General features: G+C 68.7%; 15 protein-coding genes. 6 read left to right on the forward strand and 9 right to left on the reverse strand.

What is annotated here, in order from left to right:
• The first annotated feature begins 46 nt into the window (after positions 1–46).
• Both NRP21_RS13900 and NRP21_RS13905 read left to right on the forward strand, forming a co-directional pair.
• Positions 47–469, forward strand: coding sequence for a very short patch repair endonuclease (locus NRP21_RS13900; protein ID WP_257716812.1), 423 nt, complete (start codon positions 47–49; stop codon positions 467–469).
• Positions 470–514: 45 nt separating this feature from the next.
• The gene (locus tag NRP21_RS13905; protein ID WP_257716813.1) at positions 515–1,528 is read left to right on the forward strand and encodes a DNA cytosine methyltransferase; all 1,014 of its coding nucleotides are present in this window, start codon (positions 515–517) and stop codon (positions 1,526–1,528) included.
• A 27-nt stretch (positions 1,529–1,555) separates the two neighbouring features.
• On the opposite strand, the gene NRP21_RS13910 is transcribed toward NRP21_RS13905, so the two are convergent.
• Complete coding sequence (locus NRP21_RS13910) at positions 1,556–1,852, reverse strand: hypothetical protein (protein ID WP_257716814.1); 297 nt, start codon at positions 1,850–1,852, stop codon at positions 1,556–1,558.
• Positions 1,853–2,522: 670 nt separating this feature from the next.
• Between NRP21_RS13910 and NRP21_RS13915 the strand changes: the two genes are divergently transcribed.
• The 3 genes from NRP21_RS13915 (at position 2,523) to NRP21_RS28040 (ending at position 7,022) form a co-directional block, all read left to right on the forward strand.
• Positions 2,523–2,852, forward strand: coding sequence for a DUF6634 family protein (locus NRP21_RS13915; protein WP_257716815.1), 330 nt, complete (start codon positions 2,523–2,525; stop codon positions 2,850–2,852).
• Positions 2,842–5,109, forward strand: a complete 2,268-nt coding sequence (locus tag NRP21_RS13920; RefSeq protein WP_257716816.1) for an AAA family ATPase — start codon at positions 2,842–2,844, stop codon at positions 5,107–5,109. Before NRP21_RS13915 ends, NRP21_RS13920 begins: the two co-directional genes overlap by 11 nt.
• Before the next feature lie 1,073 nt (positions 5,110–6,182).
• Entirely contained in the window at positions 6,183–7,022 is an 840-nt protein-coding gene (locus NRP21_RS28040; protein WP_408639626.1) for a TniQ family protein, read from the forward strand.
• A 129-nt stretch (positions 7,023–7,151) separates the two neighbouring features.
• Here the strand turns inward: NRP21_RS28040 and gyrB are convergent, their stop codons facing one another.
• The 3 genes from gyrB to dnaN form a co-directional block, all read right to left on the reverse strand.
• A complete protein-coding gene (gene gyrB / locus NRP21_RS13925; protein ID WP_257716817.1) occupies positions 7,152–9,608 on the reverse strand; it encodes a DNA topoisomerase (ATP-hydrolyzing) subunit B in 2,457 nt (818 codons plus the stop codon).
• A 149-nt stretch (positions 9,609–9,757) separates the two neighbouring features.
• Positions 9,758–10,903, reverse strand: a complete 1,146-nt coding sequence (recF, locus tag NRP21_RS13930; protein ID WP_257716818.1) for a DNA replication/repair protein RecF — start codon at positions 10,901–10,903, stop codon at positions 9,758–9,760.
• A gap of 159 nt (positions 10,904–11,062) precedes the next feature.
• A complete protein-coding gene (gene dnaN, locus NRP21_RS13935; RefSeq protein ID WP_257716819.1) occupies positions 11,063–12,190 on the reverse strand; it encodes a DNA polymerase III subunit beta in 1,128 nt (375 codons plus the stop codon).
• A 158-nt stretch (positions 12,191–12,348) separates the two neighbouring features.
• Between dnaN and NRP21_RS13940 the strand changes: the two genes are divergently transcribed.
• Positions 12,349–13,356 (forward strand): zinc-dependent alcohol dehydrogenase family protein, encoded by a 1,008-nt coding sequence (locus NRP21_RS13940; protein WP_257716820.1) that lies wholly within the window; start codon positions 12,349–12,351, stop codon positions 13,354–13,356.
• A 31-nt stretch (positions 13,357–13,387) separates the two neighbouring features.
• Here NRP21_RS13940 and dnaA read toward each other — a convergent pair whose 3' ends face one another.
• The 5 genes from dnaA to NRP21_RS13965 form a co-directional block, all read right to left on the reverse strand.
• Positions 13,388–14,881: a chromosomal replication initiator protein DnaA gene (gene dnaA / locus NRP21_RS13945; protein WP_257716821.1), complete on the reverse strand. Its 1,494-nt coding sequence runs from the start codon at positions 14,879–14,881 to the stop codon at positions 13,388–13,390.
• A gap of 225 nt (positions 14,882–15,106) precedes the next feature.
• Positions 15,107–15,376: a 30S ribosomal protein S20 gene (gene rpsT / locus NRP21_RS13950; protein WP_257716822.1), complete on the reverse strand. Its 270-nt coding sequence runs from the start codon at positions 15,374–15,376 to the stop codon at positions 15,107–15,109.
• Positions 15,377–15,516: 140 nt separating this feature from the next.
• Entirely contained in the window at positions 15,517–16,296 is a 780-nt protein-coding gene (locus tag NRP21_RS13955; protein WP_257716823.1) for an enoyl-CoA hydratase, read from the reverse strand.
• Between the two features lie 60 nt (positions 16,297–16,356).
• A complete protein-coding gene (locus NRP21_RS13960) occupies positions 16,357–17,223 on the reverse strand; it encodes a DMT family transporter (RefSeq protein ID WP_257716824.1) in 867 nt (288 codons plus the stop codon).
• A 47-nt stretch (positions 17,224–17,270) separates the two neighbouring features.
• The gene (locus NRP21_RS13965; RefSeq protein ID WP_257716825.1) at positions 17,271–18,251 is read right to left on the reverse strand and encodes a Bug family tripartite tricarboxylate transporter substrate binding protein; all 981 of its coding nucleotides are present in this window, start codon (positions 18,249–18,251) and stop codon (positions 17,271–17,273) included.
• Between the last annotated feature and the right edge of the window lie 3 nt (positions 18,252–18,254).

Here is an 18,254-nt window from a genome sequence, read left to right on the forward strand (position 1 = left end):
TGAGAGCCCGGCCCCGCAGAAGGCCCGCCGTCACCGTGGAGACATCATGTCTCCCGAGAAGCGCAGTGCCGTCATGGCGCGCATCCGCGGCAAGGATACGGGGCCGGAACGGGCCGTGGCGGAGGCCCTGATATCCCGCGGCTGGGAGTTCGAGACGCACGCCAGGGACCTGCCTGGCCGTCCGGATATCCTGTTCCGCGCCCCCATGGTGGCCGTCTTCGTAGACGGGGATTTCTGGCACGGGTGGAGGTTCCCGGTCTGGCGGGACAAGCTGTCGGAGGCATGGGAGGCGAAGATCGAGGCGAACCGCCGGAGGGACGCCAGAAACTTCAGGAAACTTCGCCGGTCCGGATGGACGGTCATCCGGCTCTGGGAGCACCAAGTGAAGCGTGACCTCCACGGGTGCATTGCCAGGGTCGAAGAGCTGCTGCCGCGTCGGGCAAAACGCCGCCGGATTCCCCGCAGGTAAACGAATCGGCCTGGCCAGGAATTCGGAACCCGCTAGTCTGTGCGCGTGCCGATTCGTGTTCTTGACCTGTTCAGTGGCGGTGGTGGCAGCAGCTGGGGCGCTCAGACTGCGGGCGCCGAGATCGTGTGTGGGGTGGATGCCTGGGACCGGGCGGTCGAGGCTTACGGCCAGAACTTCGGGCGCCACAAGGCGCGCCATCTGACCATGACCCCGGACACAGGTCCGGAGGCGCTGGGGAACATCGGCACCATCGACCTGATCCTGGCATCGCCGGAATGCACGCACCACACCTGCGCCCGGGGCGGCCGTCCCCGTGATGAGGAGAGCAAGCGGACCGCCTACTACGTCACGAGGTTCGCCCGTGACCTAAACCCCAGGCCGCGATGGCTCATCATCGAGAACGTCGTACACATGCGCGGCTGGGACGGCTACGACCTCCTCTTTGAGGAACTCCATGGCCTCGGGTATCGCACCCGCGAGCTTGTTCTCGATGCGTCGGATTTCGGCGTGCCACAGGCTCGCCGCCGCGTATTTATCCTGTGCGACCTGGAGCAGGAGCCGCTCGCGGTCGTCTCCCGCGCGCGCCGGTTCCGGTCCGCGGCCAGCATCCTGGCCAAGCCCGGCAAATACATGTCCCGGCCGCTCTTCAGCGACCGGCGGGCACCGGCCACCCTGGAGCGTGCGAAGCGCGCCATGGACGCGCTTCCGCCCAGGGAGCCCTTCCTGATCGTCTACTACGGCTCGGACGGGAGCGGCGGTTGGCAGCCCCTGAACCGACCCCTTCGCACCATCACCACGCTGGACCGCTTCGGCCTCGTGACCTGGGAAGGGCGCACCGCGATGCTTAGGATGCTCCAGGTGGACGAGCTGTCCCGGGCGATGGGTTTCGACCACACCTACTCCCTGGACGGCGTCGGGCAGCGGCGCGACCGGATCAAGCTCCTCGGTAACGGCGTCTGCCCTCCCGTGATGCGGGCCATCGTCGAGAGCCTCACCGGTGTCAGCCAAGTAGCGGGGTTCGACCCGCGCCAAGACAATTTGGCGCTCGCCGCCGAGTAGCCAAGTCTCCGGCGCCGCTAGGCAAGGTTAGCCCCTGACCTCGCGCCGCCGTTCCAGGATTGCCGCAACGCACGCATCGGAAGCGGCGGCGAACGCCGCCTTCGGCTTCCCAAGCACACGCACTTCCATCAGCCGCGGCGTGGCACCGACGTGCGGACTGCCTTGCATCACGGCTAGCCAACCGGACATCCCCTGGGCGACGAGGGACTTTTCTGCGCCGAGGATCTCCTCTTCAGACGGGTCCGAGGCGCGACCCAGGGTGACGTAGCGGCCATCCTCGGCCACCACGACCCAGCGCCGCTCGTTGCTGCGTTCATCCGACATGCACGGAACATGGCGCGTGCGCCCGGGTATGAGAAGGATACTCGTGCGACGGTTCCACCGGGTCTGTTCGGCGCTCCCGATCCACACCAGAATCCCTGCTATTCCGACTTGCCGATGTTCCAGAATCCTTTTCGTTCCCACATTGGTCCGCGCCTGCGCCAAGCGCGTCGATCGGCTCGTGTCGGGCGGGCTGAGCTGGCGTCGCGCTTCGGCGTGTCGCTGCCAACGGTTCGCCATGTTCGTTCCTGGGGGTGTATGTGGCGAAGGCGTCAAAGTTCACCGGAAAGTCGCAGCCACCGCGCCCTGCCGCGCCGATGATGACGCAGAGGTGCTGGAATATCTCGGTCAGGATCTCCCTCGGTCTTAATGGTCCTCCCATGCTCGGGCAGCGATGCAGTCCCCGGAAGGTTTCGAGCCTCGGTCGACGGGCTAGCCAGCAACGACATATTTCCACGAAAAGAATGAGTTAGACACGTGGGTGGGGCGTTCGTTACTTGTTCCTCATGCAAGACGCCCGGCTATTCCCTGACTGTCGCGCGCACGGACCGGCGGGTCTCGCCCGTGCGCGCCAGGACCGGCCTGCCGCGAACCGAATAGGCCCTGCCGCGCCCTTCTGAAGCGGCTCAGCCCCGCTCGAACACTCGCCATCGACACCGAAGGTATCGCACCGATGATTCAGGTTCATCGCGGGCTCGTCCACGCACGCCCGCTCCTCGTCTTCGAAGCCGACCGTCTGGAAAGGCTCGCGTCCGACCTCCGGGCGATTGCGGACGGCCAAGCACCTCAGCCGCATGACATCGGCGCCAGCCCGTTGGTGGAGAGGTGGCACTCCGTCGCGCGCACCGTCCCGACGATCGTCGGCGTCGGGCAAGGCCATCCCCGCTTGGCGGACGGCTTCGTCCAGACCACCGAGATCATCGCGCTTGACCTCGTCGGTCGGTGGGCACGCACCCTGTCTCGCTACTACGTCCTCGGCAAGGAGCGGTCCGATGACTGCTGACAAGCCCCGCAGGCGCAAGACGCCCACCCGGAGGGCCTCCTCTCGAGGTAAAGCCGCTTCCGCGGGCAGTGCCGACGCGCTGGCCGATGTCCCGGTGGACATGGACTGGCCGACCTACGGCGCCCCCATCGACGTGAAGTTCATCGGAGCCGGGGACGAGGCGGGAAGGTCCCTGCATCGGAAAGGCTCCGGTCTTCGACCTGCCGCGGAATGCGCCCTCCTGATGCTCCGGGCAGCCGTCGAAGCACAGCCGGATTTCGTGCGGCGCTCCTGGGAGCCCAGCGCGGTCTCGGTGCTGCGCGTGCCCGATGCTGCCTGGGGCGTCGAGGTCATCGCGGCCTGGGACGTCCTGGCGGAGCAGGCGATGGCAGCCGGGCCGGGCGACGAAGCGGCCTCCTTCGACGCAGTGCGACTCCGTCCGGCGGAACCGCCTTGTGCGGGACCGGAGCGAGGACGGCTGCGCCAGTCCGTGATCGCGGCCCTGGAGCGCGTCCGGAAGGATGGTGCCGAGGACGAGCTTCATCTCGCCGCTCGAGCCGGAACGCCGCTCGTGGCCATCTCCCACCACCCGGACGGGCTCTTCCACCCCGACCTGCTCCTGGCGGAGGACCAGCGCCTCGTCGTCGGTCGGCCCGACGGAAGGATGCTCGCGATCCTTGCGAGAACGCTGGCGGCCATGGAGGGAAACCTGTCCGACGCCTTGCCGGTCGTGCCGCCGGAGATCGCGAAGGCTGCCGAGACCCTGACGCCAGCGCTCGTCCTGCTTGCGAGGCGCCCGGGGCAGACCGCGGACGGTTATCTCCGACGGCTGGCCGAACTCGTCCGACGGCGCGACGCGGGGGCCAGGAAGGACCCGAGGCGATCCTCCGTCACCCTGGAGACGCTTCCGGGCCTGGGCGCGGCCGAAGCCTGGGGCCGTAGCACCGCCCGCGACCTGCGTGCGTTCGCCGAAGGCAGGTTGACCTGGAGCGAACTCGATCGCGGGGTCGTGCTGGAGGGCCCCCCGGGCACCGGCAAGTCGTCCTTCGCCCGGGCCCTGGCCAACAGCGCGGGCGTCGATTTCCTCTCGACTTCCCTTGCCCAATGGCAGGGAGACCGCGACGGCCATCTCGGCACCCTGCTCGCCGCGATGCGCCGCACCTTCGTCGAGGCTCGCCGCAAGAGCCCCTGCGTGCTCCTGATCGACGAGATCGACAGCGTCCCGGACCGGAACTCGGTGAGGCACCGCCACCGCGACTACGTGGTCCAGGTCGTGGACGGGCTGCTGGAACAGCTCGACGGGGCGGCGGATCGGGAAGGCGTACTCGTTGTCGGCACCTGCAACGACGCGAGCGGGCTCGACCATGCGTTGACGCGAGCTGGGCGCCTCGAGCGCGTCATCCGGATCGCCAGGCCGGATGCGGTGGCGCTCCTGGCCATCTACCGCGTCCATCTGGCAGGTGAGCTCGCCGACACCGACCTGGCGGAGCTGGCTGGAGCCGCCGAGGCGAGGCGAGCCGTAGGTTCGGACGTCGAGCTGTGGTGCCGCGAGGCGCGGCGCTCCGCCCGGGCGCACGGCAGGTCGCTGTCGATCGGCGACCTCTGGGCAGCACAGGGCGGGCGGCCGCTCGAACGTGACGAGCAGACGCGAAGGCGGATCGCCATCCACGAGGCCGGGCACGCCATCGCCTTCGCATCCCTGGGCGCTGGCGTGCTGCACAGGGTCAGCGTGGGCCGGACCGGCGGAGCCGATTTCACCGAGTACGATCCTGGCCCCATCGTCAGCAGGCTGCCTGTGGTGACCGCGGCCGTTGCGCAGTCCCTCATCGGAGCGCTCCTTGCGGGGCGCGCCGCAGAGGAGGAGGTCCTGGGCGCAGCGTCCGCCGGTGCAGGCGGAGCTCCGCACTCGGACCTCGCCCTGGCTACCCGAATCGCGTGCCAGACCATAGGGATGCTGGGCCTGGACGACCACCCCGAAGCACTGGTCCACCTCGGCGACGTAGACCGCCCCGGGAGCCAGGAACGGTTGCTCGCCGATCCGCAGTTCCGGGCACGGGTCGCATCCTTGCTGACCAGGAGCCACCAGGAGGCTCGGGCCCTGGTGCATGCACGCCGCGACTGCCTGGACAGGATTGCCGAGGTGCTGGTCGAAAAAGGCGACGTCGATGCCGATGCGCTCCTCCGGCTTCTCGAGCCCGGTCACTGCCACGCCACGGAAGGAACGCCTGCCTCCCCCGGCGGATCCGTCGTCACTGGGCGGAAGGGTCGGTCCAGATGAGCTTGCGGCAGACCGAGTTCGAGGACGGCGAACGGCTGGGAAAGTTTGTCCTCCTGCACGACCGGGACGGGACGCTCCAGGCGCTTTCGGCCAGCGCGGTCGTCGCCGCGTGCGAGACCGACAGCGGGACCGTGCTGCTACTTCCTGGTGGTCGAATGGTGGAGGTGAACCGTTCTCTGAGAACCGTGCTGTCATGGTTTGAAGTAGGAAGGGCATGACGCAGAGCTATGCACGACACATTCAGCCTCACGGCTCTCATAACGAGCTTTGTAGCTGAAACATTCTCAGGACGATGTGCCGCACCGCTAAATTACCGGCTCACCTATACGGGCGACCAAACCCACGTCGTAAATGGAATTCGCATAAAACGCGTTCGTGAACGGCCGCGCTGCATCCGTGGACGCCCGCAGCCGTTCTATCGCTGGGTGTGTGGCTGCACACTCAGAGTACTGTATTAGCAGAGGCTGGTTCGCTTATGCGAACCGGCCTTTCTGTTGGTCAGGTTCGTAATAAAGATCCATCAGGCAAGGCTGACATCGGAACTCCTTTCGTACTGGCTGCAGAGGCGCGAGACCCACTACAGCGATGCCTCCGAATTAGCACCGCTCAAGGCAGGACCGTCAGGCGTGTTCAGGATCAAGGCGCACCAAGCAGAATTGCGGATAGTCGGCGAATCTGCCAGACAGCCCAAACCCTGAGTTCCTGCCGCCGGTCTTGAAACTCATGCTATGAGCGGCTCCGGATCGAACCGATCACATGCACATAATGTTCGGCAGGTTCCGTAGTTTCACCGCAACGCCAACTGCGCCTCAACCCTTCGGGCCAAGGCGTTGACTCGTGCCATCAGCTTTCATCTCGTTCAAGGTACCGAACTGCAGCCGATACTCTGCCTGCGGCTGAAGACTTGTCAACATAACGGCGTGTTTCTGCCGAGGTTCCTAGGCGTCTAAAGGAAATCTTCCAGGGCGGAGCCATTCCGATCAGTTCGGCCTACTGGCTGCAAGTCGAAGGATTTTCCTGTAAGAGCAATTGCCAAAAATCACGATCAGCCAGTGCCAGCACGAGCCGAACCTGTGTTTCCTGCTCCTCCCGTACATCCCCTGCCGCTACGCTGCAGGCCATCGGCTGATGAGGATCTCAACGGCTTCTTGCTACGCTTGGCCGAGCGGAATCTCGCGACCCATCCGGCCGAGATACTTGGACATGTAGGGGTACGGTATCCTGCCCCATATTACGCTGAACATGACTTGATCTACTTGGGAGCCCTTGCGGGAATTTCGTGCAGACGGCTCGCAGCCATGCAGCCTCGTGTTCAAGATTTGATGTCGTGGGATGCACCCGCAACTTGGCACAGTGTTGAACTGCGTCTCGCGGACCTTTCCTGGGAGCCACGCCGAATATGCCCGGCTTGCATTGGATTGAGCCCACACCAGCGATGGTGGTGGACGGTAGAAGCGCTGGGAGGCTGCCCGGAGCATGGCAGCATGTTCCTGACGAGGTGTCCTTCCTGCTGCAGGCGATTGAGCCACGAGAGGTCACCCATCGCCGTCTGCCCGTGTGGCACGAAGTATTCAGAGGTCGAGACGCCTGCCATGGAGCCGGAAATGGCTTTCGCGTCTCGCTACATCGTTGACCGGCTTAGGCGGCAACAGCACGCTTATGGCGGCTCGTTCGATCGGCTTCCCCTTTCCCATGCCATCCGAACGGCAAGCCAGTTGGGCAGCCGCCTGCTCGGACGCGTTGATCACGCGCCTTCCCGACTTGGGCCCTCGCAAGCAGCAGTGTTCGCATGCGGATTCGTCACGCATCTCGCTCGATGCGAGGACCTCTCCCGAACAGTGCAACTGATAGTCTTGATGCACTCGGCCCATCTGCCATTCGGCGATGTGCCACCCGATGTGTCCCGCAGATGATCGCCTGCCTGCTCCCTGTCACGTTCCAGCTCTCAGCCAAAAAAACAAATCTAATCAGGGCCTTGAACTGAACGAAGCCAGTGACAGGATGTGGCACCGGGACAAGTCCACTGGCACCACACAAACACCTCACACGTCCAGGTTCGCCACCTTCAACGCGTTGCCCACGATGAAGTCGCGGCGCGGCTCCACGACATCGCCCATCAGGGTGGAGAAGACGCGCCCGGCATCGTCGGCATCCTCCACGGCCACGCGCAGCAGGGTGCGCGCCTCCGGGTCCAGCGTGGTCTTCCAGAGCTGGTCCGGGTTCATCTCGCCCAGCCCCTTGAAGCGCTGCACAGCCAGCCCCTTGCGGCCCTGGGCCAGAATGCGGTCCAGCGCCGCCATCGGGCCGCGCACCTCTTGCCGCTGCGCCTCGAATTGCAGCGTGGCGGGCGCGGCGAAATCGGCGGCCAGCGCGTCGCGCCGCTCCTCCAGCCAGCGCGCCTCCGCCGAGCGCAGCGCCACCGGATCGAGGTGATGGCTCTCCCGCACGCCGCGCACGTCGCGGAACACGCGCAGCCCATCGGCGTCCAGCGTCGCCTTCCAGGTCCGCTCGGTCGGTGCCGCCAGCGCGTTCAGCCGCTCCACCAGCCGCGGCGCGGCCTCCGGGTGCGAATCCGCACCCAGGGCGCCCGCCACCGCCGCCTGCTCCACGATCTCCGCCGGCACGTTGCTCGCCAGGCGCCGGATGCGGCGGGAGGCGTTGCGCAGCTCGTCCACCGCCGTGCGCAGCTCCTCACCGGCGATCTCGCGCCCGTCGGCGTAGAGGAGGCGGGCGCCGTGCAGTGCCTTCTCCAGCAGGAACTCCTCGAGCGCGCGGTCGTCCTTGAGGTAGCGCTCCTCGTTGCCGCGCTTGGCGCGGTAGAGGGGCGGCTGCGCGATGTAGAGGTAGCCGCGCTCGATCAGCTCCGGCATCTGCCGGAAGAAGAAGGTCAGCAGCAGCGTGCGGATATGGGAACCGTCCACGTCCGCGTCCGTCATGATGATCACGCGGTGGTAGCGCAGCTTGTCCGGGTCAAAGAACGGCATGTTCGGCCGGTCCGGGTCCCGCGCGCCGATGCCGGCGCCGAGCGCCGTGATCAGCGTGCCCACCTCGGCGGAGGACAGCATCTTGTCCATCCGCGCGCGCTCCACGTTCAGGATCTTGCCCTTCAGCGGCAGGATGGCCTGATTGGCGCGGTTGCGGCCCTGCTTGGCGGAGCCGCCTGCGGAATCACCCTCCACCAGGAACAGCTCGGACTTGCCGGGATCCTTCTCCTGGCAGTCCGCCAGCTTGCCGGGCAGGGTGGAGATATCGAGCGCGTTCTTGCGCCCCACCTTCTCGCGCGCCGCCTGGGCCGCCTTCCGCGCCACGGCGGAGAGCACGACCTGATCGAGGACGAACTTCGCCTCTTTCGGGTGCGTCTCAAACCAGTGGGACAGCGCGTCGGCCACGGCCACCTGCACCACCGGCTGCACCTCGGAGGAGACGAGCTTGTCCTTCGTCTGCGAGGAGAACTTCGGGTCCGGCACCTTCACGGAGAGGATGCAGGAAAGGCCCTCGCGCATGTCCTCGCCCGAGAGCTCAACCTTCTCCTTCTTCGCCAACTCGGCGGCGTACTTCGTCACCACGCGCGTCAGCGCCTGGCGGAAGCCCGCCTGGTGCGTGCCGCCGTCCCGCTGCGGGATGTTGTTGGTGAAGCAGAGGGTGCGCTCGCGGGGCGAGCGGTTCCACCACATCGCCATCTCCACCTTGATGCCGTTCACCTCCTTGGAGGCAAAGGACACGGGCGGCTTGAACAGCGGGTCCTCGGCCGCGTCCATCCACTCCACGAAGGCGACGAGCCCGCCCTCGAAGTGGAACTCCGCGTCCTGCACGGGCGTGTGCCGCTCGTCGCGCAAGCGGATACGCAGGCCGGAGTTGAGGAAGGCCAGCTCGCGCAGGCGCTTCTCCAGCACGGCGAACTCGAACTCGGTCTTGGTGAAGGTGCCGGCGGAGGGCTTGAAGGTCACCTCCGTGCCCGTCGGGTGGTCGCTCTCGCCCACCACCTCCAGCGGCTTCACCGTGTCGCCGTGCTCGAAGCGGATCAGGTGCTCCTTGCCGTTCCGCCAGATGCGGACCTGCATCCACTCGGACAGCGCGTTCACCACCGCCGCGCCCACGCCGTGCAGGCCGCCGGAGACCTTGTAGGAGTTCTGGTTGAACTTGCCGCCCGCATGCAGCCGCGTCAGCACCACCTCGGCGGCGGAGACGCCCTCCTCGGCATGGATGTCGGTCGGGATGCCGCGGCCGTTGTCGGTCACGGTGACGCTACCGTCGCCGTTCAGCACCACCACGCAGGTGTCGGCATAGCCGGCCTGCGCCTCGTCCACCGCGTTGTCGATGATCTCGAAGGCCATGTGGTGCAGGCCCGAGCCGTCGTCGGTGTCGCCGATATACATGCCCGGGCGCTTCCGGACGGCCTCCAGGCCCCGAAGGACGGTGATGGAGGCGCTGTCATAGGCGCCATCGGCGCCGGCGGCGGCAACCTCGGCGTCATGGGCGGCGCGGGCGGCTTCGTTCATGCGGATCGGGGACCTCTCGGGCCGCGCGAAACGGTTGCGCGGCGTTCGGAATCATCTATCCGCAATATAAGGATTCCGCGCGCGCGAAGCCATGGGCGGGGGCATCCCGGGCCCAAAAAAGCGCCGCAAAACAGGCTTCGAACGGGAGTCTAGGCGGCCGCCACGCCCTCCGGCCCGATGGCGAAGGACTCGGCCGTTCCGTCCAGGGAAGCGAAGACCCCGGGCTCCGTCCCGGTCAGGAAGCTCTGGGCCGGAAGGGCCGTCAGAGCGGCGAAGAGAGCCTCCCGCCGGGTCGCGTCCAGGTGGGCGGCGATCTCGTCCAGCAGCAGCAGCGGCGCAAAGCCGCGGGCCGAGGCGATGAGGGCCGAGTGGGCCAGCACGGTGGAGATCAGCAGCGCCTTCTGCTCCCCTGTGGAGCAGAGCTCGGCCGGCACACCCTTGGGCAGGTGGGACAGGCGCAGGTCGCAGCGGTGCGGCCCGGCCAGGGCCATGCCGGCGGCCGCGTCCCGCCCCCGGCGGGCGGCCAGGGCTTCCCGCAGCCCGTCCTCCACCGCCAGGGCGGACCTGGTCTCCAGCGCTGCCGCCGTCTCGCATTCCAGGGCGCACAGGGCGGCCGGGAAGGCCCCCGCCACGCCCTCCGCCAGGGCGGCGTTCAGGCGGGCGATGAGGGAGCGCCTGGCGGCCGTCAGAGCCACGCCGTGGCGCGCCATGGCGTCCTCCAGCCCATCCAGCCAAGCAGGGTCCGGGCGCCGCCCCTCGCGCCCCTCGGAAAGCAGGCGGTTGCGCTGGGACATGGCGTTCTCGTAGGCCGAGACCTGCCGGGCGTGGTCCGGGTCCAGCGCCCAGACCAGCCGATCCAGGAAGCGGCGGCGGCCGGAGGCGGCCTCCTGGAACAGCCGGTCCATCTGCGGCGTCAGCCAGACGGCCGCGACAAGCCGGCCAAGTTCCGCCTGGGTCTTCACCGGCTCGTTGTCCAGGCGGAAGGCGCGCTTCTCGGGCGAGCCGCCATGGGCGGTTCCCGTGCCAAGGTCGAAGGTTCCTTCCGGCCCCTCGAAGCGGCCGGAGACCGCCCAGGGCAAACCCTCCTCCCCCACGCGCCGCCCGAGATCGGCGATCCGCGCGCCCCGCAGCCCGCGGCCGGGGCCGAGCAGGGAGATGGCCTCTAGCAGGTTCGTCTTGCCCGAGCCGTTCTCCCCGGCGATCACGACGATCCCTGCGGAGAACCGCAGCGAGGCCCGCGCGTGATTGCGGAAATCCTGCAGCTGCAGGCGCGTGAGGCGAAGGGAGGGGGTCACGTCGGGTCCGGGGCCATCCTGACAGCGCCGGGGCAGGGCGCCGCGGAAATCAGGGCCGATGCCGGCAAAGGGAACGGGACCGGGCGGAAATCACCCGATCCGGCCCCGCATCCCCAGGGGAAGATGGCGCCGGTTGGCGCCGGATCAAGCCGAGCGGGTTCAGACCCGCATCGGCATCAGGACGTAGAGCGCCTCGGGCTTCGCCGCATCCTGCACGATGGTGGGGGCGGAGCCGTCGGCGAAGCGGAACTCCACCTGCCCGTCCACTTGGTCCGTGATGTCCTTCAGGTAGCGGGCCTGGAAGCCGATCTCGAGCGGGGTGGAATCGTAGGTCACGGTGTCGTTGTCCAGCTCCTCCTGCGCCTGCCCCTGGTCCGGGGATGCGGCGGTGAGGAGGAGGTGGTTCTTCTCCAGCGAGAGCTTCACGGGGCGCGAGCGCTCGGAGGAGATAGCGGCCACGCGGTCCACGGCGGCGGCGAAAGCCGTCTTGTCCACGGACATGACGCGGTCGTTCCCCTTGGGGATCACGCGCTCGTAGTCCGGGAAGGTGCCGTCGATCAGCTTGCTCGTCAGGGTGACGGTGCCGACCTTCACCTGCAGCTTCGTGTCGGAGAGCCGCATCTCGATTTCGTCCGTGGCCTCCTCGGCCAGCTTGCGGAGCTCGGCGATCGTCTTGCGGGGGACAATCACGCCCGGCATGCCCTCGGCGCCGTCCGGCAGGGGCTCTTCCACCCGCGCCAGCCGGTGGCCGTCGGTCGCCACCGCGCGCAGCACCTTGGTGCCGTTCGCCTCGGTCGCGTGCAGGTAGATGCCGTTGAGGTAGTAGCGCGTCTCCTCCGTGGAGATAGCGAAGCGGGTGCGGTCCACCAGATCCCGCAGCAGCCCGGCGCCGACGTTGAACCTGTGGGGCAGCTTGCCCTCCGTCATGGAGGGGAAGTCCTCCACCGGCAGGGCCGTCAGGCTCGTGACGTAGCGGCCGGCGCGCAGGCCCAGCGGGGCGTCGCCGCCCTTGTGATCCAGCTCCACCTTCACGCCATCCGGCAGCTTGCGGACGATCTCGAACAGGGTGGCGGCGGGCGCGGTGCAGCGGCCCTCGCGCGCCACCTCGATACCGCCCACCTCCTCGACGATCGCGATCTCCATGTCCGTCGCGGTCAGGCGCAGGCGGCCCTCCGCCGCGTCCAGCAGAACATTCGCCAGGATGGGGATGGTGTTGCGCCGCTCCACCACGCTCTGGACATGGGCGAGGGCCTTCAGGAGCACCGCCCGGTCCACCGTGAACTTCATCGCCGCCACCCCTGCAACGCCATGGAGGGCGACAGGCCCCCGAACGATCCTCGTATCATCCTGAAAACGCGACGTGAAGCCTCGGCCAGAATTGAGTCGCCCCGCCCGAACGCCCTCCCCGTCCGGGCGTTCAGGGCGGGACCGGTCTGGAGGTTCTTATGAAGGCGGTTGTGGTACGCGCGCCCGGCGGGCTGGAGAGGCTTGAGCTTGCCGAACGCCCCGACCCCGGGCCGCCCGGCGCCGGCGAGATCCGGGTCGCCCTGCACGCCAGCTCCCTGAATTACCACGACTATGGCGTGGCCATGGGCCGGGCCAAGGCCGCGGACGGGCGCATCCCCATGGCGGATGGCGCCGGCGTGGTGGAGGCGGTGGGCCAGGGCGTGACCGAGTTCGCCCCCGGGGACCATGTGGTCTCCTGCTTCTTCCCGGACTGGCAGGAGGGCGCCCCGGCGATCGCCGACTTCTCCCGCACCCCCGGCGACGGGATCGACGGCTTCGCGCGGGAGCAGGTCGTCCTGCCCGCCACCGCCTTCACCCGCGCGCCCCGCGGCTTCAGCCACGTGGAGGCGGCCACCATCACCACCGCGGGGCTGACGGCCTGGCGGGCCCTGGTGGTGGATGGCGGGCTGAAGGCGGGCGACACGATCCTGGCCCTCGGCACCGGCGGCGTGTCGATCTTCGCCCTTCAGATCGCCAAGCGGATGGGCGCCCGGGTCATCATCACCTCCTCCTCCGACGAGAAGCTGGAGCGCGCCCGCGCCCTCGGCGCCGATGAGACGATCAACTACCGGGCGGTGGAGAACTGGGGCGCCCAGGCGCGAGAGCTGACCGGCGGCCTGGGCGTCGATCACGTCGTGGAGGTCGGCGGCCCCGGCACCCTGGCCCAGTCCATCCAGGCCGTACGGGTGGGCGGGCACATCTCCCTCATTGGCGTGCTCACCGGGCGGGCCGGAGAGGTGCCCACGGCCCTGCTTATGGCAAAGCAGGCCCGGCTCCAGGGCCTGATTGTCGGCAGCCGCCGCCATCAGCAGGATTTCGTCCGCGCCCTGGACGACGGCGCGCTGCGCCCCGTGATCGACCGGAGCTTCCCGCTGGAACGGCTCGCGGACGCCTTCCGCTACGAGGAGGCGGGAAGCCACTTCGGGAAGATCGGCGTGGAGTGGTGACGCTCCGGGAGGCGGTGCCTCCCGGAACCCCTCAGGTCTCCAGCATCCGGCGCAGCAGCTCCACGTCCTCCGCGAAGCCCGCATCCTGCTGCATCAACTCGGCCACGCGGGAGACGGCGTGCATCACCGTGGTGTGGTCCCGGTTGCCGAAGCGCCGCCCGATCTCCGGCAGGGAGCGGGAGGTGAGCTGCTTCGACAGGTACATGGCCACCTGCCGCGGCCGCGCCACGTTGCGGGCACGGCGGGCGGAGGACATGTCGGTCAGGCGGATATTATAGTGCTCGGCGACCCGCTTCTGGATCTCCTCGATCGTCACCCGGCGGTCATGGGCCCGCAGGATGTCGTGCAGCACCTCCTGGCAGGATTCCAGCGTGACCGGCCGGCCGAAGAGGTTGGCGTGGGCGATCAGGCGGTTCAGCGCGCCTTCCAGCTCTCGCACGTTGCTGGTGATCTTGTGCGCCAGGAACTCCAGCACCCGCGCCGGCACGTCCACGCCCGCGGTCGAGGCCTTGCTCTCCAGGATGGAGATGCGGAGCTCGTAGGTGGTGGCGTGGATGTCCGCCACCATGCCGCAGCCCAGCCGGGTCCTCAGCCGATCCTCCAGCCCCGCCAGGTCGGAAGGCGGCTTGTCGGAGGAGACGACGATCTGCTTGCCCTGGTCCACCAAGGCATTGAAGGTGTGGAAGAACTCCTCCTGCGTGTTGTCCTTGCCGATCAGGAACTGCAGGTCGTCGATCATCAGGACATCGACGGAACGGAGGCTCTCCTTGAACTCCATCGTGGACTGCGAGCGCAGCGCCGCGATGAAGCGGTACATGAACTTCTCGGCGGACATATAGGCCACCGAGCGGCCGGGTCCGCCGGCCTGCGGCTCCCGGATCGCCCAGGCGATGGAGTGCATCAGGTGCGTCTTGCCCAGCCCGACGCCACCATAGAGGAACAGCGGGTTGAAGCCCGGAGAGTTCGGCTTCTCCGCCACGCGCCGGGCGCAGGCATGGGCGAACTCGTTGGGCTTGCCCACGATGAAGCTGTCGAAGGTGAAGCGCGGGTCCAGCGGAGCGGCCCAGTCGTTCCGGGTATCGGCGCCGCGGGCATCGGGTCTGGCGGCCTCGGGCACCGGGCGGGCCAGCGGCTCGGCCGCATCCAACCCGTCCACCGCCCCGTTCACCCCGGCGGGTGCCGGCGCAGCCGCCGCCTCGCGCACGGGCGCCCCGGCGGAAGCCACGCGGATGTCCACCCGGCGCACGCCCACCGACTCAGCCTGCCAGAGCGCGCGCAGCCGGTCCCCGTACTGGCCACGCAGCCAGTCCCGCAGGAAGCGGGTGGGAACATGGACGACCGCCTCGTCCCCCTCCAGCCCGGCCAGGGTCAGCTGGCGCAGCCAGGTGCGGTACTCGGCCTCGCCCACCTCCTCGCGCAGGCGGCCGCGGATACGCGCCCAGGCAGCGTCCACGCGGGCGGGATCGGCTTCGGACGGGCCTTGTGCCGGGACTGCGGACGCGACTTCGGCGTGCTGTTCCGGCATGTGATCCACCCCCGAGCCCCCTTCCCGCCTCACGTCGCCGTGCTTGCGGGATCACCACGAAGCGTAACTTGCGGCCCGCTCCCAGGTAAACGCCAAACACGTTCCCGGCAGCCAAACCGCAGACGCAAAGAAAAACGCCACGGCGCGCAAGCACCGTGACGCCTCCGCATCACGACTGTACTTAGAAAGTACTTGAAGAGGGCGCCGGGCGGCGCCCTCGAACCTTCAGGCCGCGCCGATCGCCTTGATGCGCGCGGAAAGGCGCGACAGCTTGCGGGCCACGGTGTTGTCATGCGTCACGCCCTTGTCGGCGGCGCGCTGCAGCTCCGGCTGGGCCAGGCGGAATGCCTCCTGGGCCTTCGCCTTGTCGCCGCCCGTGATCGCGTCCTCGACGGCGCGCAGGAAGGTGCGGACGCGCGAGCGACGGGCGCGGTTGCGCTCGGTGCGCTTCTCGATCTGCCGGATGCGCTTGCGCGCGGAAGCGGTGTTCGCCATGGGCCTTGAGGATACCAGTCGAAATGTTCACGGGACGCGCACCACCTGGGGCGGCCGCGAGAGGGGGGCGTTCTATCCACAGCCCCCCCCTGAGTCAAGGAAGAGTCCGGGGTACCCGGCTTTCCCTGTGGAAAACCCTGTTATGCATTGCGGAACGCTGGCTTCCGCTTCTCCGCGAAGGCCGCCATCCCCTCCTTCTGGTCCTCCGTCGCGAAGAGGCTGTGGAACAGGCGCCGCTCGAAGCGCACACCCTCCCGCAGGGTCATCTCGTAGGCGGCGTTCACCGCCTCCTTCGCCATCACGACGGAGGGCAGGGAGAATGAGGCCATCGCCTCCCCCATCTTCAGCGCCTCCTCCACGAGGCTCTCCACGGGCACTACGCGGGTGACGAGGTTGCAGCGCTCCGCCTCGGCCGCGTCCATCATCCGGCCGGTCAGGATCAGGTCCATGGCCTTGGACTTGCCCACGGCCCGGATCAGCCGCTGGGTCCCGCCGGCGCCGGGGATGATGCCCAGCTTGATCTCAGGCTGGCCGAACTTGGCGTTCTCGGCCGCCAGGATGATGTCGCACATCATCGCCAGCTCGCAGCCGCCACCGAGGGCGAAGCCCGCCACGGCCGCGATGACGGGCTTTTTCACCGTCAGCACCGTTTCCCACTTCGTGCCGATGAAATCCTCGAAGTGGACGGCGGGGTAGGTGCGGTCCTTCATCTCCTTAATGTCGGCTCCGGCCGCAAAGGCCTTCTCGCTGCCGGTAATGACGATGGCGCCCACGCCCGGATCGGAATCGAAGGCCTTCAGCGCGTCGCCCAACTCCGTCGTCAGCTGGTCGCAGAGCGCATTCAGGGCCGAGGGGCGGTCGAAGGTGATCAGCCCCACCTTGCCGCGCGTCTCCGCCTTGATCATCCCGTACTCGGCCATCCTGCCCTCCCTTGAGGGCCGCAGGCTGTGGCGGGGCGGCGGAGCGGTCAACCCGGCGGATCAGCCCGGGCGGCGGCGTTCCGGCAATCCCGTGATGATGCCGCCCGCCGTGATCACCCCCGCGCCCAGCAGCATCCAGCCATCCGGCATGTCGCCGAAGACAAGGGCCGAGGACAGGGTGGCCCAGATGAGCTGGGTATAGGTCATCGGCGCCAGGATGCTGGCCGGCGCCCGGGAATAGGCCAGGACGAGAAGGTAGTGGCCGGAGAGGCCGAAGACCCCGGCCAGGGCCATGAGGACCCAGGCCCCGGCCGTAGGATCCTGCCAGACAAAGGGCTGAACGAGGCCCGAGACGGCGCCGGCCGCCAGCCCCGTGTGGAGGATGATGGTCGAGGGGCTGTCCACCGCGGAGAGCTTGCGGGTGAGCATCTGGTACGCCCCGAAGAAGGCGGCGGTGCCCAGCGGCAGGAACAGCGCGGGATGCGGCATCTCCCCCGTCAGGAAGGGCGGCCGCAGCGCGATCATCACGCCCACCAGTCCGATCCCGATTCCGAGCCAGCGGCGCGGCCCCACCACCTCGCCCAGGATCAGGGCCGCAAGCCCGGCGGTGAAGATGGGAGAGGCGAAGGTGACGGCCGCCGCATCGGCCAGCGGAATGTAGTAGAAGGCAAGGACGACGAGGGCATTCGCGGCCAGCAGGCAGAGGCTCCGCACCGCCTCCAGCCCCGGGGCCCGGCTGCGCCAGGGCAGCCGGCCGGTGGCCAGCCATAGCGCGGCGGCCACCAGCAGCGTGTGGAACACGAAGCGCATGAAGACGATCTGCGGAACGGGGTAGTGCACCGTCAGCAGCTTCGTAACCGTGTCCAGCCCGACGAAGAGCGCGATGGCCGTGAACTGGAGCAGCAGGCCGGAGAGGACGGGGGACATCGCGGGCGCTTATGGCACGCGCTGCCCGGCCCGTCCCCGGCCCCCGTTCAATCCGCGGTAACGTTCGCCGCCTTCGCCACGGGGCCCCAGACGGCATCCTGGGCGCGGATCGTCTCGGCCAGCTCCGCCCGGGTGGAGCCGACGGGGTCGGAGGCCAGCTCCCGCAGCCGGGCCACCACGGCGGGGTCGCGGGCCAGGGCAATCATCGCCTCCTCCAGCCGCGCCGCCACCGGCTCCGGCAGGCTGCGCGGGCCGACGAGGGCGAGCCAGGTCTCCGCCACGAAGCCCGGCACGCTCTCCGCCACCACCGGCACCTCGGGCGCGAGGGCGGAGCGGGTGGGGGAGGCGATGGCGATGGCCCGCGCCCGCCCGTCCCGCGCCGGCGGCAGCCCGGTGACGACGGTATCGACGTAGAGGCCGATCGTGCCCGTCAGCAGGTCCGGCAGGGCCGGGCCGGTGCCGCGGTAGTGCACGATGGTGCAGTCCCGCCCGATCTCCCGCATCAGCAGGGTCAGGGCGAGGTGCTGCGTGGTGCCTGCCCCCGGCGTGCCGCAGGGCAGCGGCCCCTTTTCCAGCGCCGCGCGGAGGGTGGCGATGTCCGTGATCCCCGATTTCGGGGCGGCCAGGAACACCACGGGGATCGCGGCGAAGCGGCTGATCGGGGTGAAATCCCGCAGCGGGTCGAAGGGCATGGACCGGTAGATGTGCCGGTTGATCACCAGCGGCCCGGCGGGCACGGCGCCCAGCGTGTTGCCGTCCGGTGCTGCCTTTGCCACGGCGTCCGCCGCGATGTTGCCGCCCGCCCCCGCCCGGTTCTCCACCACCACCGTGCGGCCCAGCCGGGCCGAGAGCCCCTCCCCCATCACGCGGGAGAGCAGGTCGATGCCGCCGCCCGGTGGGAAGCCGACGATGAGGCGGATGGGCGGCTGCGCCGTCTGCGCCTGCGCCATCGCTGCCCCCGCGGAAAGAAGGGCCGGGGCGGCGAGAAAGGCGAGCGCGGCGAGTACGGATGCGGCGAGGCGGGGCAAGGG

Origin of the sequence: Roseomonas populi (assembly GCF_024594815.1) — a bacterium.
In the GTDB taxonomy this organism is placed as follows: Bacteria; Pseudomonadota; Alphaproteobacteria; order Acetobacterales; family Acetobacteraceae; genus Roseomonas; species Roseomonas populi.

Bases quoted from the DNA above. Each gene is read 5' to 3' on its own strand.
- NRP21_RS13900 (WP_257716812.1), top strand. From the start codon at position 47: ATGTCTCCCGAGAAGCGCAGTGCCGTCATGGCGCGCATCCGCGGCAAG.
- NRP21_RS13910 (WP_257716814.1), bottom strand. From the start codon at position 1,852: ATGTCGGATGAACGCAGCAACGAGCGGCGCTGGGTCGTGGTGGCCGAG.
- NRP21_RS13915 (WP_257716815.1), top strand. From the start codon at position 2,523: ATGATTCAGGTTCATCGCGGGCTCGTCCACGCACGCCCGCTCCTCGTC.
- NRP21_RS13920 (WP_257716816.1), top strand. From the start codon at position 2,842: ATGACTGCTGACAAGCCCCGCAGGCGCAAGACGCCCACCCGGAGGGCC.
- gyrB (WP_257716817.1), bottom strand. From the start codon at position 9,608: ATGAACGAAGCCGCCCGCGCCGCCCATGACGCCGAGGTTGCCGCCGCC.
- dnaN (WP_257716819.1), bottom strand. From the start codon at position 12,190: ATGAAGTTCACGGTGGACCGGGCGGTGCTCCTGAAGGCCCTCGCCCAT.
- NRP21_RS13940 (WP_257716820.1), top strand. From the start codon at position 12,349: ATGAAGGCGGTTGTGGTACGCGCGCCCGGCGGGCTGGAGAGGCTTGAG.
- dnaA (WP_257716821.1), bottom strand. From the start codon at position 14,881: ATGCCGGAACAGCACGCCGAAGTCGCGTCCGCAGTCCCGGCACAAGGC.
- rpsT (WP_257716822.1), bottom strand. From the start codon at position 15,376: ATGGCGAACACCGCTTCCGCGCGCAAGCGCATCCGGCAGATCGAGAAG.
- NRP21_RS13955 (WP_257716823.1), bottom strand. From the start codon at position 16,296: ATGGCCGAGTACGGGATGATCAAGGCGGAGACGCGCGGCAAGGTGGGG.
- NRP21_RS13960 (WP_257716824.1), bottom strand. From the start codon at position 17,223: ATGTCCCCCGTCCTCTCCGGCCTGCTGCTCCAGTTCACGGCCATCGCG.